Source organism: uncultured Marinobacter sp., assembly GCF_947488835.1.
GTDB lineage: Bacteria > Pseudomonadota > Gammaproteobacteria > Pseudomonadales > Oleiphilaceae > Marinobacter.
Genome location: NZ_CANLBK010000001.1, coordinates 335153 through 361121, shown reverse-complemented (window position 1 = coordinate 361121; position 25969 = coordinate 335153). Strand labels below are relative to the sequence as shown.

Genomic DNA, 25969 nt, shown 5'->3' with positions numbered 1-25969 from the left:
ATTTCTCCCTCCCGGCTCATTATTTTGTAAAACAACACGATAACAATGCCATTCAATGTGAGATGAACATGACCAAGGAATCTTCCTGCCAAGGGGATCAGGAGAAAACACCGCAACCCCTTGAAGGCGTTCGCGTGCTTGAGCTGGGATCACTGATTGCAGGCCCTTATGCCGCCAGCATCCTTGCCCAGTTCGGTGCAGATGTTATAAAGGTAGAGCCACCGGGTACCGGCGACCCTCTACGGCGTTGGCGCAAAATGCACAACGACACCTCGCTATGGTGGTACTCCCAGAGCCGAAACAAAAAATCTCTTACGCTCAACCTGAAAGATCCCGAAGCTCAGGCTGTGATTCACAAGCTGGTCGAAGAGTGCGATATCGTTATCGAAAACTTTCGCCCCGGCACACTGGAAAAGTGGAATCTCGGATGGGAGCAGCTGTCGGCTATTAATCCTGCACTGATCATGATTCGCGTATCAGGCTACGGCCAGGATGGCCCCTACGCAGCACGCCCAGGCTTTGCAGCGATTGCAGAATCAATTGGTGGCATGCGCCATCTTGCAGGCTATCCCGACCGCCCACCGGTTCGCGCCGGCATCAGCATTGGCGACACCCTGGCCTCTTTATATGGCGTGATCGGCGCAATGATGGCAATGCATCACCTAAAGGTTAACGGTGGTAAGGGGCAGTTCGTTGACGTAGCTTTGTACGAAGCGGTTTTCGGCGTTATGGAAAGCCTGATTCCGGAATACGGCATGTTTGGCTTTGTTCGGGAACGTACCGGTGCCAGCATGCCCGGCATTGCTCCTTCCAGCACCTATCGCAGCCGGGACGACCGATACATCGTCATTGCCGCCAACAGCGACAGCATTTTCAAACGACTGATGAACGCTATTGACCGCCCCGATCTGGCGGACGATCCCGAGCTGACCCATAACGATGGCCGGGCGAAGCGCAGTGATGAACTGGATGAAGCCATAGAGGCCTGGACCTCCCAGCATAACCTTGCAGACGCCCTGGCCGTTCTGGAAAACGCAGCGGTTCCCTCCAGCGGAATTAACACCGCAGCCGAAATTTTTGAAGATCCCCATTTCCGCGCCAGAGAAATGATCGTCGAACGGCCTCTACCTGGTGGTGGCGAGATTTCGTTGCCGGGCATAGTGCCAAAACTGAGCGGCACCCCCGGAGCAACCCGCTGGGTGGGCCCAAGCCTTGGCGAACATAACAGCGAAATACTGGCCAGCCTGGGCTATTCCGATGACGATATTCAGGCCCTCAAAATTAAGGAGGTGATCTGATGTCTGCCGACCTGCCGAAACGAATATTCGTTAACGAAGTGGTCACTCGGGATGGATTCCAGAGCGAACCGGCGTTCGTACCAACAGACACAAAAATTGAACTCATCAACGCCCTGGCCGATCTGGGGCTGAACAAGATTGAGGTCAGCTCGTTTGTATCGCCCCGCGCGGTACCCAATCTTAGCGATGCCGCAGAGGTTTTTCAGGGCATCCGGAAGGATACTCCAACCCACTACGTCGCCTTGGTGCCCAATCAAAAAGGCTGCGCCCGAGCACTGGAGCTTGGCGTGGACGAAATTAACCTGGTCATGTCGGTCAGCGAAAGCCATAACCTGGCGAATATGCGCATGACCTGTGATCAGTCGTTGCAGCAGTTCAAAGACATTGCGGAGATGACATCGGGCACCCCCATGCGGCTGAACGGCTCTCTGGCAACTACCTTTGGCTGCCCGTTTGAAGGCCAGCAGTCACAGGAACGCATACTGCGTTTTGTTGATGCCTACCTGACGCGCGGACTCCATAGCCTGACCCTCGCCGACACCACCGGCATGGCCGTACCCAATCAGGTGCAATCACTGTGCGAGGAAGTTCGCAAACGCTGGCCAGATCTGGAACTGACACTGCACTTTCATAACACCCGCGGCCTTGGGCTTGCGAACGTGTACGCAGCTCTGGCTGCCGGGGTTGACCAGTTCGATGCGTCGCTCGGCGGGCTCGGCGGTTGCCCATTCGCCCCTGGAGCTACTGGCAACATTTGTACCGAAGACCTGGTGCACATGCTGAATGAAATGGGGCTGGATAGCGGCGTAGATCTTGATGGTTTGTTGCTACAATCCCAACGCATGGAAGAAATCGTTAACCATGACCTTCCCGGACAGGTTCGCAAAGCTGGAAAGCGCAACGACACTCGCCCGCTCCCACAGTCCGTAAAAGAATTGATGCAAGACGGCCGCAGCTGATCAGGCCACCCTAAAAAAACCAAAAACAGCCAACAATAAGGATCTAACCAACATGAAACTAAAGCACCTCCTCTACTCAGGCGTATTGGCCTGCACCCTCGGCGCAGCCATGCCTGCACTTGCAGCAACCACCCTGAAAGTAACGCTGCAACTGCCCTTGAAGCACCACCTGGGTCAAAACCTGGTCGACTTCAAAAACGAAGTTGAAAGCACCAGTAATGGCGATATAAAGATTCAGATTTTCCCAGCCGCACAGCTCTATAAAGACAAAGAAGTTCACAACGCCGTGAGTTCTGGCGCCATTGAAATGGGCGTAATCAGCGTTACCCAGATGGCGGGCACCATCCCTGCAGTCGATGTGTTCTACGTACCCTTCATGTTCCCTACAAACGAGAAAGTCGTTAAAGCTACGGAACCCGGCAGCCCCGTGCGCACCTTGTTAGACGACGAAATCATCAAAACCGGCGCTCGCCCTCTGTGGTGGCAGGCTTATGGTGGCGTTGCACTGCTCTCCAAGAAAAAGCCTATTCAGCAGCCAGACGACATGAAGGGCATGAAAGTACGCGTGTTCGGTAAAACTCTTGGTGAATTCGCCAAATCTGTTGGTGCCGCACCTACCGTAATGGCCGGTTCCGAGCAGTTCCTGGCGTACCAGCGCGGAACCGTTGATGCAGGCATGACCGGTGTTACCGCTGTTGGCCCTCGCAAGCTGTATCAGGTTATGGACCACCTCACCCTGACCAACCACGCCAACATTGAGTTCATGACGCTTATTAACGAGGAAACCTGGCAGGGTTTGAAGGAGAAAGAACAGACCATTCTGCAAAACGCGGCGGCAAAGGTGGAGAAGCAACTGCGCGACAAGATTCAGTCACTTGAAGCCGATGCCATTGCAGATGCCCGCAAAGAAATGAACGTGATTGATCTCACCCCGGAAGATATCGCCAAATGGCAGGAGGCAACCCGCCCTGTGCTGAAGAGCTTCCTCGAAAACGCAGGCCCATTGGGTGAGCAAGTGATCGAAGCCGCAAACGCGCTCTGATCTAAACACTACCTCCCGTATACGGGCGCTTGCTGTGCAGGCGTCCGTTATTGTTTGTTTTTTCTGTTGTCGGGATTATCCATGTCAACTAACAACGCCACATCAAAAGACCCACAGGCCTGGCGCGCAAGCCATCCCTCGGCCTGGGTGCGTATTAATCATGCAGTGGTTACCCTTTGCGGACGACTCGCTGCAGCTTTATTTGCCGTGATCGCGGCCATGATCACCTATGAGGTCATAGCCCGTTACGTATTCTTGTCCCCAACTATCTGGGTAGAAGATCTCTCGCTACTTTGCCAAATCTGGGCTTCCTGTCTGGGCGCAAGCTGGCTGCTCCAGCACCAGGCGTTGATCCGTATCGACATGTTAATCAGCCGCTTTGGCCCTCACATGCGAGCGGCCGCAGAACTGTGGTCGTTGCTTGTTGTTGCGTTGTTTTCAGGCTGGGTCACCTGGTACGGCGTGTATATCGTCAAAGATGCTGTTGCAATAAATGCCGCATCCGCATCCATGCTGGGCATGCCAATGTGGATCACTAAAAGCGCTATTCCAGTGGGCTTTGGCCTTCTTTTTGTTCAATGCCTCACAGAGGCAGCGCTTGTAATAACAGGGCACATTCAGCCTTCTGAAGAGGTTCATGTCTGATGACTGTTGCTCTGATTATATTCGCCCTATTGATGTTGTTGCTGTCTGGCGTACCCGTGGGATTTGTACTGGGCGGGCTGGGGCTTGGCATGCTGCTACTGGCCGACATGTCACCTTTGATGGTGCCCATGGCCATGTACTCCTCATTCGACAGCTTTATTCTGCTGTCTGTTCCGCTCTTCCTGTTGATGTCTAACATTCTACTGCAAGGCGGCGTCGGCAAAGATTTGTTCAACGCGGTTCAAACCTGGGTTGGGCATTGGCCCGGCGGCTTGGGAATCGCAACCATCGCCTCGTGTACTATCTTTTCTGCAATCTCCGGATCGTCTGTTGCCACCGCCGCCACCATTGGCAGTGTCGCCATCAAGGAAATGACCGATCGCGGATACCACCGCCCCTTTGTGTTGGGCTTGATCGCCGCCGGCGGTACCCTCGGCATTCTTATCCCACCATCGATCCCGATGATCGTATACGGCGTTATTACCGAGGAATCCATTGTCGACCTGTTTTTGGCTGGCATAGTGCCCGGGCTGATAATGGCCGGCAGTTTTATTATCTTCAGTTTTCTCTACGCAACGCTTGGCAAGGCCTGCACACCAGTGCCCAAGGCCACTAAAAGTGAACGTCTTGCAGCCACCTGGCGGGCTCTGCCCATCATCATTCTGGCTGTCATTATTATTGGCGGTATCTATGCAGGCGTGTTCACGCCGACAGAATCTGCAGCCATCGGTGTGGCTCTCTCGTTGATCATTGTTCTCGCATTGAAAACAATGAACTGGGAGCGCTTCAAGAAGGCCTGCATCGACACCATGAAAACCACGATCACCATCTTCATCATCATGGCCGGTGCCAAAGTGTTCGGTAAGGCCATCACCCTGTATCAGATCCCGCAAGACATCTCGATGTTCGTCACCATGCACATTGGCAGTGCTGGCCTGTTCATCCTAGCGGTGTGTCTGGTATTGCTGGTGATGGGATTCTTCCTGGAATCCATATCCATGCTGCTGATTATGATGCCGGTGCTCTACCCTTCACTGGCACCGCTGGGCATAGACCCCATCTGGTTCGGCATCATTTTCGTGATTATGATCGAGTGCGCTTTGATAACCCCACCCGTAGGGCTAAACCTGTTCGTGATACAGGCCGTCGCCGGGGGGAAAGTGATGGACGTGGTGCGAGGCGTATGGCCATTCATCATTATGATGTTTGGCTGCTTGCTGATCGTTTACTTCTTCCCGATTGTGGCGCTTTACTTGCCCTTCTACCTATAACGAAGGCAAGCCAGGTGATAGGCTGAATTAAAAACCACGTACGACACAAAGTCGTACTACAGGCACAAACATCGTCATCGAGGTGGATCATGAAGACAATCAAGTACGCTGTCGCACTCTTGCTGGTTATGGCTTTCGCCCAAGCCCAAGCCGCTGATGGCCTGATTTCGGTTAAGAGCCCCTACAGCGCTGAAGAAACCATGAACAAGTTCGAAGACGTTGTGAAAGGCAAAGGCTTGAACGTTTTCGCGCGCATAGATCATGCAGCAGGGGCTGAAAAAGCAGGTATGGCGCTCAGGCCTACTGAGTTGCTGATTTTCGGCAATGCACAGGGGGGAACCCCATTCATGAAGTGCGCACAAACTGTCGGCATAGACCTGCCACTCAAGGCCCTGGTTTGGGAAGACGAATCAGGACAAGTATGGCTGGGTTACAACGACCCGACGTATTTGGCCAAGCGCCATGAGGTGCCCGAATGCGCGGTAGCTGAGAAGCTTGGCGGTGCACTGGCAAGTTTTGTAAAGGCGGCATTGGCGCCACAGTAAGGGCTAGCCCGTATGTGGCTGGGAGTTAGCTTTAGCCTCCAGCCACTGGAATATCTCAACCCGAACCTCCGGGAAATATGCCCCACCCACCGTCCAGTGGCAGCAATTTTCTATTTCGATCAAGGAAGCTTGCTTCCCGAAGCGTTTAGCCATGCTGCGCTGAATAGTTATGGGTGTAATTCTATCGGCGGATCCACCCACTATCAGAACCGGGCACTCGATGCTCTGAGTGTTCACGTATGTGGCAGACCTGCGCCCCAGCAAAGAGCCAATGCTAATCTGGAAAGTGGCCATACCAGATTCATAAGTGCAGCTTTCGTATATGTCCCTCTGTACAGCCGCACTTTGGGCATTCGCAATGCCGTACTCCACATTGCTCAGCCCGACTTCAGTCACCTTCTTCCACAAGGGGAATCGCAACAGGTTGCGCCCCAAGGTTCGAATTGCCGACCTGCTCAGGCCGTTTATGCCTGCCGGTGGCGCGGAGGATAAGAGAACCAACCGATCACAGGGTACCTGGGCGGCCACCAACTGGGCCAAGAGCGCGCCCATTGAATGCCCTACCAGAATGGGCGGGGCATCCAGGCGTTCCACCTGCTCGACAATATATGCCACATAATCCTGTACGCGGGTTTTGGCCAGTTTCGCACGGCTGGCCTCCGTATGCTCGGCTTTGGGGACATGGTATGGGAGGCACAGAGAATCCGCAGTATACCCTTGAGCAACAAAAGCCTCTTTAACATCGCTCAGAGTGTTCTGATCGCTCCACATCCCGTGAATCAGTAAGACCGTCGGCTTATCGCTGTGCACCTTATCCATACCCTTCCCTCTTTTTATCGTAGGTTGGCCTCAGGCCGTAGCGGCTTGCTGAAGATCTGACTCCCGGGAGGATGCGGAAGCTGCAGCTTCAAACTGCACGTTCCCATCATCCACAGGGTCGTTAACCAGCATTTTTTTATCCTTACCGTAATGCATGGTTATCCTCCAGGGGTCGGCCTTACCCTGCCGGGGCATTTGGTCGATTGCCCGCATGATATAGCCAGGTGCAAACCCTTCCAGCACGCTGGCATCGGTCGCGTTATTCCCTGTGTCTATTGCTGTGGCGACTCGCATTCCCGCTTTGTCCATGTGGGCGAGCAGACGACACAAATAGCGCCCACCAATATCGCACTTGAGGGTCCAGGGCGCGTTGGTATAGCCAAAAATCCACCCGTAATTGGGTACGTCCTGAATCAAAATGCCCTTGTAGGCCATTTTCCCAGGCAGATTCACTTCTTCGTTGTCGATACTGAGTGTTGATCCACCCATCAGCTGAACATTCAGCCCAGTGGCCGCAACCACAATATCTGCTTCGATATGCTGGCCGGATTTCAACACAATGCCCGTTTCATCAAATCGGTCGATGTGGTCGGTTACCATCTCCGCCTTACCGGAGTTCAAACTTTCGAAAAAGTCGCCATCGGGCGCCGCACACAAGCGCTGGTCCCAAGGCATGTACTCAGGTGTAAGGTGGCGTTTATCTACGTTTGGCGCATGTTTGTACATGTGCGACAAAAACATCTTGCGCATCGCATTGGGCCAACGCTGGCAAGCCAGGTAAATAGCACGCTGGAATAGGATGTTGCGCCGACGGGCCAGTTTGAAGACCCAGGCTTTTGGCAAAATTTTGTTCAACACCATGGAAATTTTATCGGTGTTCGGCAAAGACATAATGTAGCTGGGTGAGCGTTGCAGCATGGTGACTTTTGCCGCTTTATCCGCCATGGCCGGTACCAGTGTTATTGCCGTAGCCCCACTGCCGATGACCACCACTTTTTTACCACTGTAATCGAAATCTTCAGGCAAGCTCTGGGGATGAACGATGTCCCCGCTAAAGAGCTCTTCCTTGGGGAAGCTTGGGCGGTAGCCCTGATCGAAGTTGTAATACCCGGCACAGTTAACGAGGAAGTTGCAGCTCAATACCTTCTCTTCGCCGGTGGCTTCCTGCACAGAGGTGAGGACCCACTTTTGATCTTTGGTGGACCAATCAGAGTTTTTGAGTTTGAGGCCAAAGTGGATTTTCTCGTACAACCCAAACTCTTGTGCTGTTTCACGCACATACTCACGAATACCATCACCCTGGGCCAGCACTTTGTCGGAATACCAAGGTTTGAAGTTAAACCCGAAACTCGCCATGTCGGAATCGGAACGTATGCCGGGATAACGGAACAGATCCCAAGTGCCACCCACATTTTCTCGACGTTCCAATATCGCCATAGATTTTCCGGGGTGTTCCCGGGCAATGTGGCTTGCCGTTCCAATGCCGGAGAGCCCAGCACCGATAATAATGATGTCGTAGTGTTTGGTAGTCATCTGAGTGTCCTTCTTGTTATTAGTCAACCAACGTTAATTTTGATTCTCGCAAACGCCGCCTTTACAATATTGACAAAACGAGACAAGTTTTTAATAAATCACGACACCTGATCCGCTGGAGCGCTACCAGAATGGCCAACTTGATCAGAGCAACAAACCTGAGGGGCTTCGAAAAGCTTATAGAGCAAAGAGGTGAAAACCCACTGCCCCTGCTGGAAAAATACAACATCCTTCCAGATAAACATCGAGATGACAGTAGCTTTTTGCCTTTCAGGAACCTCGCAGACCTTCTTGAAGACACAGCTAAAACGCTGGACTACCCAGAGCTTGGCTTAAAGCTTGCGGAGTCCCAAGGGCTGGACATTCTCGGGCCAATCAGCGTTATTGCCCGCAATTCGGGCACCGTAGGTGAGGCAATCAACAATATTAGCCGCTACCTTCACCTTCACAGCCCCGCCTTGAGTATAAGAGCAACACACAGCAACTCATCAGGCTCTGAGAACATAAAGTTTGAATTCAAAATTGATGATGAGAATGCCGGGGGGTATCACCGTCAAAGCTATGAGCTGAGCCTCTCCAACTCAATGCAAGTGATGAAATTGTTGTGTGGCAACCGCTTCAAACCCTCTAGCGTCCACTTTCTCCACGCCCAAGCTGCTGAAACTCACATCTATCGGGAAGTATTTGGCTGCGAGGTGCACTTTAATCAGAGCTGGTGTGGCATGCGCTGGCCAACGCAAACGTTTCAGCATCCTCTATCAAGTGCAGACCACCAGACTTTTGGACTCGCCGAACAGTACCTCTCGTCCCAGCGGCCTCCGAATGCCCAAAGCCTCTTTGAGGACGTAACCCGCCTCATCGTTACTCTGCTCCCCACAGGGCAATGCAAAAGTGACGTGGTTGCGGCTCACTTTCACATAGACAAACGCACACTGCAGCGACGTTTGGCCAAGGAAGGGACCTCTTTTGCGCAGCTCCTCAATGCAGAAAAATTAAAACTCGCAAAACTTTATTTGATGGAGCCAAACCTGAAGCTAACCCAGATTTCCGGATTACTCGGCTATTCTGAGCAATCTGCTTTTAACCGAGCTTGCCGCGACTGGTTTGGCGTGTCGCCGCTGCAGTATCGCAAACAGCTAATTGGTCGCAATTGATCTCAGCACTCTCCTGAACCACCCCTAATTGCCATAGTTCAAAGGCCGGCTCGGTAATCCCCCCTTAGAAATGGGGGGGGATTACCCCAGCGCCAAGACATGGGGCTTCCCGTGTCAGGGTGCAATTTTATTCTTCAGGGTACGGGTGACTGACACAGGCAAACTCGGTAACGAGCGCAATACCCAAGGCAGGATTTTCCGTTTCAAACCGCTGAGGGACTCCGGCACCATGGCCTCGATCAAGTGAGGGCCTGGCTGTGACAACGCATATTGAAGGGCATGATTGAAGGCCTCGGCAGTGTCTACCCGCACGCCATGAACCCCCATGCCCTGGGCCAGCTGGGCGAAGTTCAGCACAGGGCCATTCAGATCCAACTGGGATTTCGCTTTCTCTCCCACCTCTTCCGCGCCTACACGTTCCAGCTCAATATTGAGCACCGAGTAAGACGCGTTATTGAAAATGATGGTAGTCACATTCAATTGCTCACGTGCCATGGTCCAGAGGGCTTGGATAGTGTACATAGCCGTGCCGTCGCCAATGAGAGCAATCACCGGCCGTCCGGGGCAAGCAATCGCGGCGCCCACAGCGTTGGGCAAGCCCTGGCCAATGGCTCCTCCGGTGAGCGCAATCATGTCGTGGCGAGGTGAGCCAGCGGTCAGGGCATTCAGCATGAGGCCTGAGGTGATGGCCTCGTCGATAATAATGGCGTTCTCTGGCAGGTAGTGGCCAACGGCTTTACAGACTTTGGGTGCGGAGAGGCGACCACGGGGTGCCGATGGGCGCTGCAGCTGCTGAATCTCGGGCTTGGCATTGTTCGCTCCCAATGCCTCAGCCAGTTTTTCAAGACTGGCCCGGGCATCCTGCTCCGGGCTGGACAAGGTGTGAACAGCGCAACTGTCTGGCACCAGATAACTCTTTTTTCCGGGGTAGGCAAAGAAGGAGACGGGTGCCTTGCTGTCCACCAGAATAAGGTGCTCGATGTCCGCCAATTGCACCCCTGCCAACTCTGCTAAATAGGCCACGCGCTCAACGGGGGGCAGGCCTTCGCCACGCTCAATACGTGTCGGGAAGGTTTCTGCCAGCAATTTCACACCGTTGGCGGCGGCAATTTTGGCGGCGGCCATCAGTGCCGGTTCCCGCAGAGCTCTGCCACCCAGCAACAGTGCTGTTTTCTTCCCGGAGCGAATGGCGTCGACCGCAGCTTGAACGGCCCCGGCATCGGCCGCCGGAGACTCTACCTGGTTCGTCAAGGCACAGGGGCTACCACCCTCTCCCCACGAGACATCAGCGGGCAGGATCAGGGTAGCTACCTGGCCAGGCAGGCCGCGTGCGGTGGTGATGGCATCTACCGCATCCTTGCACAGTTCAGCCGTGGTTTGAGATGTGCGAACAAAACCCGGTGACACATTACGGGCGACGGTTTCGATATCTGACTGAAGCTGGGCATCGTATTTCACGTGGTCAATGGCGTGATCACCAACGATATTTACAACCGGCACTTTACCCTTACGGGCATTGTGCAAATTGGCGAGGCCATTGCCGAGGCCGCAGCCCAAGTGCAACAGCGTTGCAGCGGGTTTGTCGGCCATCCGGGCGTAGCCGTCGGCCGCACCCGTTGCCACGCCTTCAAACAGTGCCAGCACAGCGCGCATCTCAGGTTCATTATCCAGCGCCGCTACAAAGTGCATTTCACTGGTACCCGGGTTGCTGAAACAGACTTCAATACCAGCGTCCACCAGGGTTTTCATCAGGGCTTGCGCACCGTTCATCGCTACTCTCCTTGTTATTCTTTGTCAGCATTCAGCTAGCTGCTTTGGCTGAACTATGAGCCCGACAAAATCGACCGTGCTGCTGCACGTGCAGTCAAAATACAACCGGGCAAAAAGGTGCCTTCCAGTGACCGTTTGCCGTTACACCCGCCACCACCGAAACCGGCGGCTTCACCCACACAGTAGAGCCCCGGTATCGGCTGGTTATCGGCCCCAAGCGCGCGGGACATAAGATCAGTGCGCAAACCACCAAGGCTTTTACGGGTAATCAACTGCATACGCACGGCAATGAACGGCCCGGCGCCTTTCTGTTGAAGTGGCGCAGGCTTGCAGGTGCGTAGTTTATCCGGCCCCCACTCTCGGGCCTGCAAAATACGGCGAATCTGCTCATCATTTTCAATCTTGCTGCCTGCGGCGAAGTTCGCATCGAACGCATCAGCGGTAGCCTGTAGAGTGGCCGGATCAACATCGTGGGACTGGGTTAGCGCATTCATTTTATCGGCCAGTTCAGCGAGTGTGTCTGCCACGAGAAATTCATCGCTTTCACGGGCCATTTGTTTAACCAGGTTGTGGTTGCCGGTGAGCGTCTCGAATACAAAACGAACCAACTGTTTGTCGCGTATGCGCTGGTTGTGCTCTGCTCCGGATATGGCGAATTCTTTTGCTGCGATACGCCAGTTCAGCAAATGCCAGGTCCAGGGCTGTTCCTGTTCGGCAACACGCTGGCAAAGCCAATGGGTGTCGAAACCGGTGACCAGTGGCTCCGGGCCAATCCGCTTGCCGGTGTGATCAAGCCACAGGGCAGATTTGCAGGGGATGGTCGACAAACCGTGGCCTTTAAAATGAGGATAAGGATGGTGAAAGCCGGCGGCGTAGTTCCACATTTCGCCTGGGTTGACGATTGTACCGCCCAGCTTGTTAGCCACTTCGTGATGCAGTTTTCCATCGGCGTGAGGGTGCGCCCCATTCAGCATGGTTTTCGGCATGGGGCGATCTTGCGGCCAGTTGGCGCGGGTCTCTTGATGACTGCCGTTGATTCCACCGGTGGCCACCACCACCCGGTTTGCAGTAAAGCTGACGCGTTCACCGGTTTCATCATTCGTGCCGCTGGCACCTGCAACACGGCCACTACTGTAGTCCAGGGCGTCAATGCTGTGCCGATGGAGAATGGCGAGTCGATTCTCCTCACCAGCATCGCGCATGGCGGAAATCAACGTGCGGGTGAGCTCACGGGAGGTGCCGTACACTATGTGATAGCGCGGCACACTGTTTCCCTCACCTGACCGGCCTCGTTCAACCCAGTTTACCGCAGGCAAAAACTTGATGCCCTCGGCTTTCAGCCAATCGTGCACTTCACTGCAGGATTTCTGCGCATAATACCGGGCCCAAGCCAGGGAATGCTCGTCACCGGTATCCAGCTCACCGAAACTGATCCAGTCTTTCAGAGCCCGCTCGGGATTATCTGAAATACCCCGTTTGCGTTGCAGTGGTGTGCCAACCAGGGCCATGCCGCCAAACGCCCAAAGTGCCAGCCCACCCAAACGCTCCGGCGTATCTTTGTCTACCAGCGTAACGGTTTTACCCGCCCGAAGGAGTTCCAACGCGGTGACGATACCGGCAATTCCGCCGCCAATAACAAGAGTGTCTGAGGCAATTTGGTTGCCCATTAAGGAACCCCTTCAGGCTAAATGTGTGAACCCCGAATTCAACGGGCGGGAATAAACGAACCGTAGCCCGGGTTGCGGTTGACCAGGTTTTGTGCTCTTTCAAGATGGGCAGCGCTCGGGCTCACCAGAAATCCCTGCGTAACCCATTTGCCAGCGGCGTCGAAGTACCGGCCGCCTTCGATGATGAAATCGTACGGGGTCATCGCCTTATCTCTTTTTGGACCTTGTTATTGTAGGTATTCGATCTTATCAGGATAACTGGGAGTTTTACTCGGTAACTCCTTCAAACATTCTCCGTCGAGCATTCTCCAAGTGATGGCGCATGCTCTCCCCTGCCTTATGCTCATCCTTTTCGGCAATGGCATTTACTATAGCCAGATGTTCGTCCTGGACTATTCTCAAACGCTTCTCTGGCGCAAGCAACGACAGGCCTCGCGTTATATTCATGCCTTCCTTGATACTTTCGTGGAGGGACTTGAGAACAGTAGCGTAATAGTGATTGCTCGATGCCTCAGTAATCGCCAGATGAAGCTCGAAGTCTTCGTTCGTTGCCAGATCATGCTTACTATTTGCCTGGTTGATCGCTTCGTACTTTTCCCATATGCGTTTGAGCTGTTCATCCGTTCTTCTAATTGCTGCCAGAGAGGCAGCGCTGGACTCTACATTGGTACGAAATTCAAAACACCGCTGTATATCTGCAATGCTGGCTACGCGAGCAAACTCCAATACTGCACTATCAGGGCGATTAATTACAAAGCTGCCTGACCCGCGACGGGAGATAACCAGGTTATCCTCACGCAAGCGTGCAAGCGCCTCCCTCAGTATGGGGCGGGAAACGTTATAGGCTTCACACAAGTCGGCTTCTGTCGGTAACTTCTGATTAACCGGATACTCACCGTCGATAATGGAAGACAAGATCTTCTCATACACAACCGATGATAAAGAATGCTTTTCAGTTTTTACTCTCATTCGCTATGAGCCTTAATTGCGCACTCTCTAATCCATGAGTGCACTTATGAAAATACGCTAAAAACGACGGTGCTCTATATGACGGTACTCTATATGACGGTACTCTAATGGCTATGACTATTGGCCTCAAACCTAGGAGTCTGCCATGCACGTTTCTCCACACTTAACGGTTTTAGATTCACGAAGAGGCCGTGACAACTGCCTGTCAGGTATTTTGGTATAGGCGAGCATAACGATTCCGCTAACCACAATAAAGCTGCCGACAACCTGAATCCCACCTAAAACCTGATCAAGAATCAGCCACCCAAATATCAGCCCGGCCACAGGCTCGACGTTCATTACCGGTGCGTTGCGAGCAATGTCCAGCCGCGTAACGAGAGTGAATAATACTGAGAAAGCCGCCCCATACAAAATGGCCAAGCTGCCTAATGCAACCCAGCCCATTGGAGCGCTAGGCAGGCTCATCCCATCTGGAACCAGCCCGGCAGCGCCTGCGATAGCGGTCGACGCAAACACCACCATAATAGTAAGCATACTGCGCACCAACCCCGGCATATTCCCCAGCCGATGATCTGTAATCCATAGAGCACAAGCAAAAACTGCCGCGGCCGTGATGCCGAACAGCACACCTTCCACAAACCTGAAATCTATTTCGCCGGAATCCGAAAAACGAGAGGGCAAATCCAGCGCCAGTGCCAACCCAAACAAAATGAAAAGCATCAGCAGGCTAGCCGTGCGCGATGGGCGTGCACCACCCAATGCCCAAGTGAGCAATGCAAGCATGATAGGCGCAAGATTAACCACCAGGAGCGCCAACGCAATCGGGATTCGTGCCACCGCGGAATAGATGCTGAAGCTTTGGATGGCGATAAGCAGCCCCATCACGAATTGCCAACCCCAGGCTTGTGGCTTGAATCGCAGCGATTCACGGCGCCAAACTACCAATAATATAAGGCCCACCATGGCCACCCCTGAGCGGAAGAGTATGGCTACCAACAACCCGGCGTCGTGATCGAATGCAATACGGGCGGCAACATGGTTGCCAGCGAATGAACAAGCCAGTATTACAAGAATCAAAACCGCAAATTGGCGGGGTAATTGAGCAGACGACGTCATGGCAGCAGCTTCCACTTCAGTTAGGTTTACTCGTCAACAACAGAATGGCCTATGTCCGGATTTACTGTGCGGCAGGCCACCCGATGCAGGTGACCTACCGTTCAGATCAGCACATACTCAGGCCTTGTTAACGACTTTCCATGTGGCGCTTGTATTCGGCCTGAGCGTCTTCGCTGGGTGGGTATAGCCCGATGACGGGGGTTCCAGTACGGACTTTCTCAAGTACGTAGTCTTCAAACGCCTCCATTTTTACGGCTTCTTCAGCCACCTCATCTGCCAGCTCCAACGGAATGACGATAATTCCGTCGTCATCACCTACCAATACGTCGCCCGGGAAAACAGCCACCCCGCCGCAACCAATGGGTACCTGAATATCAACCCCGTGATGCTTGGTCAGGTTCGTTGGTGCGCTGGCCTTGGCGCAAAAGATCGGCATATTCATGGCTGCCGCATCCTTGGAATCACGAATACCTGCATCCGATACAAATCCCGCGCAGTTACGGTATTCAAGTCGATTCAGCAAAATGCTTCCTGCGCTTGCGGCGGAGGCATCCTGACGACAGTCAGAAACCAGCACCATACCTTCCGGAACGGATTCTACGGCAACCCGCTGCGGGTGCTTTGGATCCCTGAATGCGGCAACTGTATCGATATCTTCCCGTGCGGGAATGTAGCGCAGAGTGAAGGCTTGGCCCACCATTTTCACCGAACCGCTATTTATTTTTCCGACGCCTTGAATGTACGTATTACGTAGGCCTCGCTTAAACAGAATCGTGTGTAGCGATGCGGTAGAGGCCCGCATCAGGCCTGCTTTAGCCGTGCTGGATAGGGTTTGCTTTGGAGCGCCTTCAGAAATGCCCATGTCATATTCTCTTTTTGGTATGTAGTGGATAAAGCGCCCGCTGGTTTTGAATCGCGGTGCGCCTTGCTTACAAATTGACGGCCTTACTCCCGCGCGCCATCGACCAAACGTGAAACCGCCAAGGGGTTTCCGTCTTTAAGCGCATCAGGTAGTAGTGCTTGCGGTATCCCTTGATAACAAACCGGGCGCAGGAAGCGCTGAATGGCCGCGGTGCCAACAGACGTACTCCGGCTATCAGAAGTGGCCGGCCATGGGCCACCGTGAACCATTGCCTCACACACTTCGACACCGGTGGGCCACGCATTTGCAAGAATTCTTCCGGCTTTACGCTCCAGGGTCGGCAGCAGCGCCTCAACCATGGAGTAATCGGCGTCGGCCATGTGAACCGTGGCTGTCAACTGGCCTTCCAAATGCTCCAGTACCTCTTGAAGTTGAGCCATATCGGAGCACTCGATAATCAACGAGCAGGAGCCAAACACTTCGGCGTGCAAACGCTCATCCTTGATGAAGTCAGCCGCACTCGCTGCGAACAAAGTGCTGTGGCATGGACTGTGTGAATCACTATCAAGCTTGCTTGTGGCGACCTCTTTAGCCTTGCCAGTCTCCCGCAACTGCATCAGCCCGGCGCTATAGGCTGAATGTATACCCGGTGTCAGCATGGTCTGCGGCGCACTTTTTATCACTTCCTCTGCCGCAGCGTTCTTGAAGCGATCCAGCCCCGCACTCTTCACAGCGAGGATCAATCCAGGGTTAGTGCAAAACTGCCCTGCCCCCATGTTGAGTGACGCTACAAAAGCTTGCCCCAGGGTTTCGGGCGCTTCTTCCAGAGCGGCTGGCATGAGCAGCACAGGGTTAATACTGCTCATTTCAGCATATACAGGTATCGGCTGCGGGCGGTTGTTTGCGGCTTTCATCAGAGCCGTTCCGCCACTCCGTGAGCCGGTGAAACCAACTGCCTGAATACGGGGGTCGGTAACCAGTGCCTGGCCCAACTCTTTGCCAGCACCATAAAGCAATGAAAACACACCGGATGGAAGCTCACAGATAGCCACTGCTTTTTGCACGGCACGCCCGACCAGCTCAGATGTCCCTGGGTGAGCAGAATGCGCTTTGACGATAACCGGGCAGCCCGCCGCCAATGCAGATGCGGTATCACCCCCGGCAACCGAAAAAGCCAAAGGAAAGTTACTTGCCCCGAATACCGCTACCGGGCCTATGGCGATACGCCGCTGCCGTAAATCGGTGCGCGGCAGAGGGCTGCGATCAGGCAATGCAGGATCGACGCGCACATCGAGCCACTCGCCTGCACGAATGACTTTCGAAAAAAGCCGCAACTGGCCGCACGTTCGACCGCGCTCACCTTCCAGCCTGCCACGAGGTAAGCCGGTTTCCTGCATGGCACGCTCAATCAGCACATCCCCAACTGCTTCAATTTGATCAGCAATTGTTTCGAGAAATTCCGCTCTGCGTGCCAACGATGTCTCGCGATACTGGTCAAATACTGACCATGCCAACTGGGTTGCTTGCTCGACCTCTTCCTGGCCGCAACTGCCGTAGCCGGGTTCAATAGGTTGGCCGCTAGCCGGATTGATTGCGTAGATCGGCTTGCCCGTCGCTGCAATGGATTCTTGCCCGATGAGCTGGTGTCCTTTGAGGTGCATAAAAGAATACCCTGAGATAGATATGAAGTGGGCGCCCCGCTGAGTTAACAGGGCGCTATAACATGCGAAGCTGCTACCGGATGAGCGCCGTTAAGGGCACATCTGGCCTCCGTTAACGTCAATTACCTGCCCGGTGATGTATCCACTTGCCTGGTGTGAGGCCAGGAACAGGTAGGCGGGAGCGCACTCCTCCGATGTACCGAAGCGGCCCATGGGGATTGAATTGCGGATTTTTTCTTTCAGTTCAGGGCTTTTGTCATCGTGAAAAGCGGTATCGATTGTGCCCGGCGCCACAACGTTGAACCTAATATTGCTGGCAGTCAGTTCCTTTACCCAGGTTCGGTGTAAGTTGTGAATAACTGCTTTGGAACCGCCATAGAGGCTCGCGCCAGGACCGCCACCCTCACGCCCAGCTATGGAGCCTGTGCTGATAACAGCCGCTGTGGTGCCAGTTTTGGCCGCAGACTCTTTAAGGTGGGGCACTGCGTATTTTGTAGTCATGACAACAGAACGAATGTTCAGATCAAAAACCAGGTCGTAAGCCGCGTCATCCAGGTTTTCAAGGCGCTCTCTTACACCCAGGCCGCCCGCATTGTTAACCAATACATCCAACCCACCGAATTTTTCGACAAACTCATTAATAAGTGCCGCGCACTCTTCGCTACGGCTCAGGTCGTGCTGAAAATAGGCGAAGTTGGCACCGATAGCTTCAAATTGTGCAATTGCCTCCTCTGCTGCAGCGTCCACAACGTGGCTGTTAATTCCCACAGCTGCGCCTTGCTTGGCAAATTCCAATGCCGCCGCAAGCCCAATTCCTTTGGTTGAACCAGTAACCAGAATTTTTTTATTTTTCAGATCATTAAACATGTCAGTTCCTTGAGTCTCTTGAATAAGCTTTAGGTGGTGCGAACGGGGTTAGCGATACCCCATTGCAACTGCCAGACGCTCTCAATATAGCCGAGACTCCAACGCCAATCAAACAAATTTTTACAACTTGTTCGTTGTTACATTATCCAGTCAGCGGATAGCATTGGGGCGCTCCTCTAGATCAATACATGGCAACATCTCATTCAAGAAAAATAAAATATTACTCATAAAAACAATCAGTTATATATGCCTAACGGATATCACATAGGCCACAAACCTCCCCGAAGAGGTGCCCGCTCGCCCACAGATGTGGGCTAAAGCACCCGAAAAACCGTAAAAAATGTCTGCTTAGAAATAATTGTTGTAAATACTTGCAAATTTTTTACCTCACAATGATACTCTCTCAAGCAAACGGACTCCTGGGAGCTCCTGTCTGCCATTGGCTTCAAATGGGCACAGCAGCACACATACTCTTTTTGTCGTGCACGCACCCCGCCAATCATTAAACCATCTAAAAATAATGAGGTTTGTAATGAGCACGCTATCCAAAATTCTATACGCCACCGCACTCACTCTCGCAGCAAGCACCGCGTTCGCTGCCACCCCGTATCCCGTAAAGCCGATTACGCTGATTGTTCCCTGGTCTGCTGGAGGCGGATCAGACGCTGTTGGTCGACAATTAGCAATGGGGCTACAAGAAGAGCTTGGACAACCTGTAAACGTTGTAAACAAAACAGGTGGAGCGGGCGTGATTGGGCACATGACCATGAAAATGGCAAGGCCAGACGGTTACACCCTGGGGCTCGGCACCGCTGAAATTGCAACGTACAAGCACATTGGCACGGCAGACATTTCGTACACAGACTTCACACCAATCTCACTACTCAACGTTGATTACGCAACATTTACCGTTAATGCCGATTCGCCCTGGAAAAACCTGGGCGACGCATTGAGCGACCTAAAAAACAACCCGAACACATTCACTGTTTCAGGCTCAGCTCCAGGTGCCGCTTACCACTTGTCATTTGCGGGCTTTATCGACCAGCAGGGCATCGATCCCCAGACGATCAACCTGGTTCCAAGCGAAGGCGCTGCTCCGGGGTTACAGGAACTGGCAGCTAACGGCGTGCATATTGTTTTCAACTCTCTCCCGGAAACCGAGCCGATGAACAAGTCTGGCCGCACTCGCACACTGGCCGTGCTGTCGAACGACCGCCTGGAGAGATTTCCCGATGTGCCCTCTGCCAAAGAGGTGACTGGCGACGAGTGGACTCAAGGTTCATGGCGCGGCTTGGTTGGCCCGGCAAACCTGCCTGAAGATGTCACGAAGCGCTTGGCTGTAGCAGCAAAGAAGGTGTTCAACTCTGAGTCATTTCAGACATTTATGGCGGGGCGTGGATTTGGCGCGGTATGGGCTGACGCTGCAGGGTTCAAAGCCTACATGAAGGAACAAGACGAAAAGAATGCCGTAACAATTGAAAAGCTTGGCCTGGCCAACTAAGCCGACACCACCCAGAGGACAGCCATATGCGCAGTAATGACAAGATCACAGGGCTGGTGACAGTAACATTCGGGGTTTTGGTAATAACCAACTCCAGAGGGCTGGCAAACCTACCGCAGCAGGATTATGGGGCGGGAACCTTCCCCATCGTTATTGGAGGGCTTTTGATCGCGTTTGGAGGACTTTTGACCCTGAGGGGATTGAGCAGCAGCGCCCCCCTGATGGTCTGGGTTAACGACGTCCCGATCAAACGCTTCTACCTGACCTTGCTGGCAATTATCGCAGCAATCGTCGCGTACATATTGCTGGTTCCGGTTGTTGGATTTCCTATTGTCTCTACTGTTCTGTTGAGCCTTCTACTGTATGGCTTTTATCGTCAAAACTGGACGCTAGCGGCCTGCACAGCAGTAGCTTCAACGGCTGTCATCTGGGTTGTTTTCGGCCGCCTTCTCCAGGTGCCGCTCGAACTAGGTATTCTGGAAAAGGTGGTCTACTAATGGATAGCTTTCTGGCAGCGACTACGCTCGTGTTCACCTGGGATGTGATGCTTATCGTTATTTCAGCATCCGTTTTCGGATTATTTATGGGTGCGATTCCTGGGCTTACGGCGACAATGGCAACAGCGCTATTAGTGCCGGTCACTTTTTTTATGGAACCGCTACCTGCAATTGCAGCAATTGTTTCAGCGACAGCCATGGCTATCGTCGCTGGCGATCTGCCCGGCGCCCTGCTGCGCATGCCCGGCACACCGGCATCTGCGGTATACACCGATGAAGCCTACCTCATGGGCAAGCAAGGCAAGATTGGTGTCGCGCTTGGCCTCAACATTGTTTGCTCAATGCTTGGCGGCATCATTGGCGTAGTATGCCTGGCGATGCTTGCACCACTTATTGCTGATTTTGCAATCAAGTTTACAAGCGATGAGTACTTCTGGCTCGCACTGCTGGGGTTATCCTGCGCTATTTTGGTTTCAGGCGGGGACCGGCTCAAAGGCGTGATTTCGATGCTTGCCGGCTTAGCTATCTCAATGGTTGGCATGGACAGCGTCTCTGGCCAAGCTCGCTTCACCATGGGTAGTTATGACCTGCTTGCTGGCATCTCCATTTTGCCAGTGCTGATCGGCTTGTTCGCGATCTCAGAGCTCATTCGCCGCATGCCCGAAAGTCATAACCCGCAACAAGAGGTGCAAACACGGGTCAAAAAGCCCTTCGCCGGTGTCGGCCCCCTACTTTGGAAATATAAGTTCGGCGTAGCACGGGGCGGCGTGCTAGGAACCTTGATAGGTGCACTTCCTGGCGCAGGTGCAGATATCGCCTCGTGGATTAGCTATGCCATCGCCCGCAAGTTTTCGCGTTCGCCAGAGAAATTCGGCACGGGCCACCCGGAAGGGCTGATCTCTGCAAGCTCAGCCAACAACGCATCACTATCCGGGGCGTATATCCCTGCATTGGTATTCGGCATCCCCGGTGACGCTATCACCGCGATCATCATCGGCGTTTTAATGACGAAAGGCATTACACCAGGGCCAGATGTTTTTGTTAGTGAAGCCCCGCTGGTTAACGCGATTCTGCTGGTTTTTATTATCGCCAATTTGCTCTTGCTTCCCCTTGGATTCCTGGCTATCAAAGGGGCGCGACACATACTCTCAATACCCTCCGGAGTGCTCTTCCCCCTGATTCTCATATTCTGCATGGTGGGCGCTTTCGCTGCGAACAACACGATGTTCGACGTTTGGATTATGCTGGCCTTCGGACTACTTGGTTATGTAATGGCAGAAAATGATTTCCCGGTCGGGCCCTTAATACTGGCCGTGATCCTTGGCCCAATCATTGAGAGTAACTTCATGCGCTCAATCATTAAGGCCAACGGGGACCTAACAGCTTTCGTTGATCGGCCGATTGCAATAACGCTAGCGGTTGCTGCTGCCTTGATCTGGGGAATGATTGTGGCTAACGGTATTGCCTCAAGCCGAACGAAAAGCAGGTTGTCCTTCAATTAATAAGCAGGCCCACTCTGAACCACGTGGGGTTTGTGTAGGTGTACCCCCCCACTTTTAGTGGGGGGGTTACCGGGCAACCTAAAGAGCTGGTCGCCTCAAAAGTATTTATCAAGATTAGAGCGCACACGCTCCCCCCGATCGGTGATTGCCCCTTCGGGGAACACAGAAAACGAAGGACGGATGTTCGCTTCCTCAAGCGGCTCGCCACTGAGCAGCCTGTCAACTTCCTTCTTGCAGATTTCTCTGCTGCGGTTATTTATATCGCTGTTCTCGTAGTATTTCGTTTGCAAACGCTGATCGTTGTGAAATATATAGCAAAGCACATTATGCTCAAACACTACATAGTCTTTCTTCTGAATCGCGTAATCGGAATAACTAACAAGCTCCGAAACGATACTAACCTTAAGGCCATCATCGGAGAAAAAGCTCTTTAACTGCTCGGCTTCATTCGGTGGAAATTTATAGGCAACCCCGGAGGCATTTACTGATAGCTTTGAAAGAAACCTGTCAGAAGACCGATAGGTCGTATGGTTCAAGAGAACCATATCCCTTACCGGTTCAATTATGGGTGGCGTCGACGCGCCCTGGAAAAACGTTCTATACCGACGCAAGGACCCATCATTATCACGGTAGGTTGAATAAGTAAGCGTATCGGTGTTTGGGACGCGAACTTCTTCAAGGCTATAACTCTCGCTTTCGAAATCGTAATCACTGAACTCTGCGAATCCCTCGATAACGAATACGGCATTATCTAACAATGACTCTCGGGATTTATGTTTTTCTTTAAGATCCTCGATTATAGCGCTTCTTGCTCTTACTGCTTCAAATTCATTGATATTTACCCATCGCTTTTCATCAACTGATACGTCCATAAAAACATCGGCCAAAATATCGGGCCGAAATTCTGAGTCGCCGTCTTTAATCAAATAAAGCTGATGCCAAAAAGAATCGCTGTGATTCAGGAAAGCGATATTCTCCAAGTCATATATTTTTGTTGCTCCATCCTCATTTTCAACAACGCCTGGGTGAACCCCCAAAATTGATTTCGTGCTCGCGCAACCAGCCAGCAAAAAACACATTGAAAGTAAAAAAACCGTTCTCACTCTTCCACTCCTCTTTGCTCGTGTTTTCACGTGAAGGTTATATTTCAGCCAAGATACTGACTGAGGCCTCGGGGATCCGATGCCGCATGATTCATATGGCGTGATTATGAGCACGATCATGCGCCAGATTAACTCGAGGGAAAAGGGAGACTCTGTAAAAGTTTGTTATTTAACTGGTTGTTTTTTATAAACTTGCTTCTTTCAACCTGCCTTAACTGACCTCGAGCGGGATGGCGGGGACACGCACTATTAGATCGGTTTTAAGGTTTTCGATCATTACGCCCACTCTCTCTAAAATTTACAGGGATTTTCATTTTCAGAATTGACCCAATGGAGAAACCAAACCAGAGCACTGTATATAAAAACAGTAATTAGGTGTAATATGCCCGTCACAGTTCTTGGCGACCATAAGTCGCTCGCTCAAGCGTGGAGGAACCTCATGACGATGTCTCACCCCATTTCCTTTGTTACGGTTCGACGCCGGTTCGATTTCCGAAGCATAGAGGTCGGTCGCTGGGTGACACCCGCAGAGCGGGATCGAGCTGCTGATCGGTTTTACCGGGCTCTGTGTGATCTTATGAAAATTCTGCAGGGGCCCGAGAGCCTGATATCACTTCGTGGATCTCTTGGCATGCAATACGGTATTGGTGGTCGGCCTGGGGTATCCGCCCACTACATTCCAGCAACCCGTCAGCTGGCACTCGCAAAGAACGCCGGCGCCGGCAGCCTGGCGCATGAGTGGTTCCATGCGTTTGATCATTACATGGGGAATAGAGCCTTTCAGGGTTTAGGTAAGCTTGCGTTTGCCTCCAGCGGCTGGCTCGGTAGCGCCAAGCAGAAAGAACACCCGCTAAACAGCCTGCTCTGCACCTGTCTTAAAACAATTCTGCTGACTGAAGACGGAACAGCACCTAGCCCCCTGTTTCAGGCATCCAAGGAAGCCGACAAGCAACTAAGGGTGCTGTACTACGCAAAGCCAGAAGAGCTTTGCGCCCGGGCTTTTGAGGCGTTCATCGAAGACAGCACTCCCAACAATTCTTTCCTGGTGCGCGGTACTGTTTACTCCGATGAAGCTAGTGCAGGCCTTTATCCAAATCACGTGCATCGCCAGCGTATCAACGACGCATTTCAAGACTATTTTTCTGCCCTGGGTGCGGCCTTGTATCGGGAACAGGCGAAAGCGGGATAGAGCGCGCACGTCCCGACCACGCTAACGCATTTACCCACTCTGGCCTCAACGGCCAAACGGTGGGTAGTCCTTACGCGCCTCGGGGCGCCGGAAACTGTCAAACGCCTCAATCTCCCATGGGCGCATGGCCATCAACAGGCTCACCCCGAAACGATGCTCCAAGGGCAGCGCAAGATCTTCCTCATGACAGTGCCTAAACTCCAGAGCTAACCGTTTGAGCTTCTGCTGAACCACCTCGTTGGACTGAGCAGACAGCATGCCACTCGCAAACAGCCTCAACTCACCGGGGTGATTAAACCGGCATTTCAAAAAATCCTGCTGCACTTCCGCTTCGAAAAAGCGCTGTATCGGCCCGCCTGGCTGCCAGGCGAAATCGTGGCTGACCAACAACTTGAACCGGTTACCGGGTAGCAACTCCAGTACCCCCATACGATCCAGCTTGGCGAGATAACCAATCAAATCGGTTTCAGGCACATCGTAAACCTGATGGATCTCCTGAAACTGCCAACGGTTCATGGCGCAGACTGCCACCAGTAACAGTCGTACATCCGACACCAGTTCCCGCTCTTGTTCCTGGCTCAGTTGCTCGACTTCAAGCTCTGGCGACAGCTTGCGAACAACATCACTGATCTCCATCCCCATCAGTGCGCAAATTTGATCAAGACGCTTGAGCGAAAACTGCTTCTCAGAAAACAAACGCTTAACACTCGCCTCCGAGAGATCCAGAGCCTCAGCAACGTCTTGATAGGTCAAGCCATGAGACCGTAGCTGCCGTTTAAGCTCACCAACAATGGCACTGGTTTGCGCCATGATTCACCTCCCATTAGGTTCCCACTCGAAAAGGTATCACTATTCGATACCTGATAGATACGGTAGCAATACCTTTGGGGATTCACTCGCGACGTATCCAGTGATAGCGCAAAGTTCGGCTGTCCCAACAACAAAGCCAACGAGGAAAACATCATGGATAGCGAACTGAAGAGCAACTCAAACTCCTGGGTATTTTTTGTGAAGGTTTCATTCGCGATTGCACTGTTTGCCGCCGCTGCGGGCGTGGTGCTTGCGCCCGTTGATATAGTGATAAAAGGTTACATGGCGATCAGCGCTCTGTTTCTCGTCAGCACCACCATCACATTGTCGAAAACGCTGCGTGATGAACACGAGCAACACCGAATCGCGAACCGCATTTCCGAGGCTCGTACCCATCAGCTGCTAAAAGAATACGGGGAGTAACACCATGAGTATCTGGCGCAAAATGAACACGCTATTCAGAGCATCAGCCCACGAACCAGTCGCAAGGCTGGTAGACGCGAACGACATTCGCATCTTTGAACAGGAACTGCGGGACGCCGAGCAAGCCATTGCCCGATCAAAGCGAGAACTGGCGCACCTTATGGCTGAGAAAACCCGGCTGGATCGCGACAACACCGGCCTGCAAGCTGCTATTAGCAAACGGGAGCAGCAAGCCAGCCAAGCATTGGAGCAAAACGAAGAAACCTTGGCGCTGGAGCTGGCCAACCTGATTGCAGAGGATGAAAGCCTACTACAACGCCAGCGGCAACAGTACGCAAAGCTCCGGCAACAGGAAAGCCAGCTACGCCGCCAGCTGAGGGATTCCGGCCGTGCGCTGAAACACTTCTACAGTGAAATGCGTCTGGCGAAAGCCAACCGACACGCCGAACAGGTCACCCGCCAGCTTCGGGGCCACGCAACGGGATTACACAGCTACATGGAAGACCTGAACGTATCAGCCGATCGGATTCGTGCCCGGCAAACCGAAGCCGAAGACGTCGAAGCTGCTTTGACAGAGCTGGATGAGGAACAACAGAACGGTGACCTGGATGCCCGTTTGAAGGCCGCCGGCATCGACAACGGCGAGAGCGACGGTGCGAAAGTACTTGCGCGTATAAAAGCTGCGCAAACTCAGAGTGAGCCGGCTGACAACAGCCAGCCTCAACCATAAGTGAATGGGGTCAGGCTGCCGGGTGGTGGCCTGACT

25 protein-coding genes are annotated in these 25969 nt (G+C 53.0%); 13 read left to right on the top strand and 12 right to left on the bottom strand.

Annotated elements, in window-relative coordinates; genetic code table 11:
- Positions 1–68: 68 nt before the first annotated feature.
- The 6 genes from Q0824_RS01700 (at position 69) to Q0824_RS01675 (ending at position 5760) form a co-directional block, all read left to right on the top strand.
- Positions 69–1298 carry a CaiB/BaiF CoA-transferase family protein gene (locus Q0824_RS01700; RefSeq protein ID WP_298447038.1) on the top strand — a complete coding sequence of 410 codons (1230 nt, stop codon included), beginning with the start codon at positions 69–71 and terminating at the stop codon, positions 1296–1298.
- Positions 1299–1309: 11 nt separating this feature from the next.
- Positions 1310–2257, top strand: coding sequence for a hydroxymethylglutaryl-CoA lyase (locus Q0824_RS01695; protein WP_298449480.1), 948 nt, complete (start codon positions 1310–1312; stop codon positions 2255–2257).
- 52 nt (positions 2258–2309) lie between these two features.
- The gene (dctP, locus tag Q0824_RS01690) at positions 2310–3299 is read left to right on the top strand and encodes a TRAP transporter substrate-binding protein DctP (protein ID WP_298447037.1); all 990 of its coding nucleotides are present in this window, start codon (positions 2310–2312) and stop codon (positions 3297–3299) included.
- Between the two features lie 81 nt (positions 3300–3380).
- Complete coding sequence (locus Q0824_RS01685) at positions 3381–3944, top strand: TRAP transporter small permease (RefSeq protein ID WP_298447036.1); 564 nt, start codon at positions 3381–3383, stop codon at positions 3942–3944.
- Complete coding sequence (locus tag Q0824_RS01680) at positions 3944–5215, top strand: TRAP transporter large permease (RefSeq protein ID WP_298447035.1); 1272 nt, start codon at positions 3944–3946, stop codon at positions 5213–5215. The genes Q0824_RS01685 and Q0824_RS01680 overlap by 1 nt, the downstream gene beginning before the upstream one ends.
- Positions 5216–5304: 89 nt before the next feature.
- Positions 5305–5760 (top strand): DUF302 domain-containing protein, encoded by a 456-nt coding sequence (locus Q0824_RS01675; RefSeq protein WP_298447034.1) that lies wholly within the window; start codon positions 5305–5307, stop codon positions 5758–5760.
- 3 nt (positions 5761–5763) lie between these two features.
- Here Q0824_RS01675 and Q0824_RS01670 read toward each other — a convergent pair whose 3' ends face one another.
- Both Q0824_RS01670 and Q0824_RS01665 read right to left on the bottom strand, forming a co-directional pair.
- Positions 5764–6579 carry an alpha/beta hydrolase gene (locus Q0824_RS01670; RefSeq protein WP_298447033.1) on the bottom strand — a complete coding sequence of 272 codons (816 nt, stop codon included), beginning with the start codon at positions 6577–6579 and terminating at the stop codon, positions 5764–5766.
- A 30-nt stretch (positions 6580–6609) separates the two neighbouring features.
- Positions 6610–8112 (bottom strand): NAD(P)/FAD-dependent oxidoreductase, encoded by a 1503-nt coding sequence (locus Q0824_RS01665; RefSeq protein ID WP_298447032.1) that lies wholly within the window; start codon positions 8110–8112, stop codon positions 6610–6612.
- A gap of 131 nt (positions 8113–8243) precedes the next feature.
- Between Q0824_RS01665 and Q0824_RS01660 the strand changes: the two genes are divergently transcribed.
- Positions 8244–9266, top strand: a complete 1023-nt coding sequence (locus Q0824_RS01660; RefSeq protein WP_298447031.1) for an AraC family transcriptional regulator — start codon at positions 8244–8246, stop codon at positions 9264–9266.
- A gap of 114 nt (positions 9267–9380) precedes the next feature.
- On the opposite strand, the gene Q0824_RS01655 is transcribed toward Q0824_RS01660, so the two are convergent.
- The 8 genes from Q0824_RS01655 to Q0824_RS01620 all read right to left on the bottom strand — a co-directional run bounded on the left by Q0824_RS01655 (position 9381) and on the right by Q0824_RS01620 (position 18178).
- The gene (locus Q0824_RS01655) at positions 9381–11036 is read right to left on the bottom strand and encodes an acetolactate synthase large subunit (protein ID WP_298447030.1); all 1656 of its coding nucleotides are present in this window, start codon (positions 11034–11036) and stop codon (positions 9381–9383) included.
- A 53-nt stretch (positions 11037–11089) separates the two neighbouring features.
- The gene (locus Q0824_RS01650) at positions 11090–12703 is read right to left on the bottom strand and encodes an FAD-dependent oxidoreductase (RefSeq protein WP_298447029.1); all 1614 of its coding nucleotides are present in this window, start codon (positions 12701–12703) and stop codon (positions 11090–11092) included.
- A 38-nt stretch (positions 12704–12741) separates the two neighbouring features.
- On the bottom strand, positions 12742–12906 hold the full coding sequence (locus Q0824_RS01645; protein WP_298447028.1) for a hypothetical protein: 165 nt from the start codon (positions 12904–12906) through the stop codon (positions 12742–12744).
- Between the two features lie 64 nt (positions 12907–12970).
- Positions 12971–13672 carry a FadR/GntR family transcriptional regulator gene (locus Q0824_RS01640; protein ID WP_298447027.1) on the bottom strand — a complete coding sequence of 234 codons (702 nt, stop codon included), beginning with the start codon at positions 13670–13672 and terminating at the stop codon, positions 12971–12973.
- A 132-nt stretch (positions 13673–13804) separates the two neighbouring features.
- Positions 13805–14788: a DMT family transporter gene (locus Q0824_RS01635; protein WP_298447026.1), complete on the bottom strand. Its 984-nt coding sequence runs from the start codon at positions 14786–14788 to the stop codon at positions 13805–13807.
- 127 nt (positions 14789–14915) lie between these two features.
- Entirely contained in the window at positions 14916–15650 is a 735-nt protein-coding gene (locus Q0824_RS01630) for a ribonuclease activity regulator RraA (RefSeq protein ID WP_298447025.1), read from the bottom strand.
- 83 nt (positions 15651–15733) lie between these two features.
- The gene (locus tag Q0824_RS01625; protein WP_298447024.1) at positions 15734–17311 is read right to left on the bottom strand and encodes an aldehyde dehydrogenase (NADP(+)); all 1578 of its coding nucleotides are present in this window, start codon (positions 17309–17311) and stop codon (positions 15734–15736) included.
- Positions 17312–17401: 90 nt separating this feature from the next.
- On the bottom strand, positions 17402–18178 hold the full coding sequence (locus Q0824_RS01620; RefSeq protein WP_298447023.1) for an SDR family NAD(P)-dependent oxidoreductase: 777 nt from the start codon (positions 18176–18178) through the stop codon (positions 17402–17404).
- Between the two features lie 532 nt (positions 18179–18710).
- On the opposite strand from Q0824_RS01620, the gene Q0824_RS01615 reads away from it, so the two are divergent.
- Genes Q0824_RS01615 through Q0824_RS01605 form a run of 3 tightly spaced genes read left to right on the top strand, consistent with a single transcriptional unit; the run spans position 18711 to position 21678 of the window.
- Positions 18711–19679, top strand: coding sequence for a tripartite tricarboxylate transporter substrate binding protein (locus Q0824_RS01615; RefSeq protein ID WP_298447022.1), 969 nt, complete (start codon positions 18711–18713; stop codon positions 19677–19679).
- A gap of 26 nt (positions 19680–19705) precedes the next feature.
- Complete coding sequence (locus Q0824_RS01610) at positions 19706–20176, top strand: tripartite tricarboxylate transporter TctB family protein (RefSeq protein WP_298447021.1); 471 nt, start codon at positions 19706–19708, stop codon at positions 20174–20176.
- Positions 20176–21678, top strand: a complete 1503-nt coding sequence (locus Q0824_RS01605) for a tripartite tricarboxylate transporter permease (protein WP_298447020.1) — start codon at positions 20176–20178, stop codon at positions 21676–21678. The genes Q0824_RS01610 and Q0824_RS01605 overlap by 1 nt, the downstream gene beginning before the upstream one ends.
- Before the next feature lie 95 nt (positions 21679–21773).
- Here the strand turns inward: Q0824_RS01605 and Q0824_RS01600 are convergent, their stop codons facing one another.
- Positions 21774–22781 (bottom strand): hypothetical protein, encoded by a 1008-nt coding sequence (locus tag Q0824_RS01600; RefSeq protein WP_298447019.1) that lies wholly within the window; start codon positions 22779–22781, stop codon positions 21774–21776.
- A 439-nt stretch (positions 22782–23220) separates the two neighbouring features.
- Here Q0824_RS01600 and Q0824_RS01595 point away from each other — a divergent pair, with 439 nt between their 5' ends.
- The gene (locus tag Q0824_RS01595) at positions 23221–23970 is read left to right on the top strand and encodes a CLCA_X family protein (protein ID WP_298447018.1); all 750 of its coding nucleotides are present in this window, start codon (positions 23221–23223) and stop codon (positions 23968–23970) included.
- 45 nt (positions 23971–24015) lie between these two features.
- Here Q0824_RS01595 and Q0824_RS01590 read toward each other — a convergent pair whose 3' ends face one another.
- On the bottom strand, positions 24016–24780 hold the full coding sequence (locus Q0824_RS01590; RefSeq protein WP_298447017.1) for a helix-turn-helix transcriptional regulator: 765 nt from the start codon (positions 24778–24780) through the stop codon (positions 24016–24018).
- A 153-nt stretch (positions 24781–24933) separates the two neighbouring features.
- Between Q0824_RS01590 and Q0824_RS01585 the strand changes: the two genes are divergently transcribed.
- Positions 24934–25203 carry a YiaA/YiaB family inner membrane protein gene (locus Q0824_RS01585; RefSeq protein ID WP_200204705.1) on the top strand — a complete coding sequence of 90 codons (270 nt, stop codon included), beginning with the start codon at positions 24934–24936 and terminating at the stop codon, positions 25201–25203.
- Between the two features lie 4 nt (positions 25204–25207).
- Entirely contained in the window at positions 25208–25933 is a 726-nt protein-coding gene (locus tag Q0824_RS01580) for a PspA/IM30 family protein (RefSeq protein ID WP_298447016.1), read from the top strand.
- Positions 25934–25969: the final 36 nt, after the last annotated feature.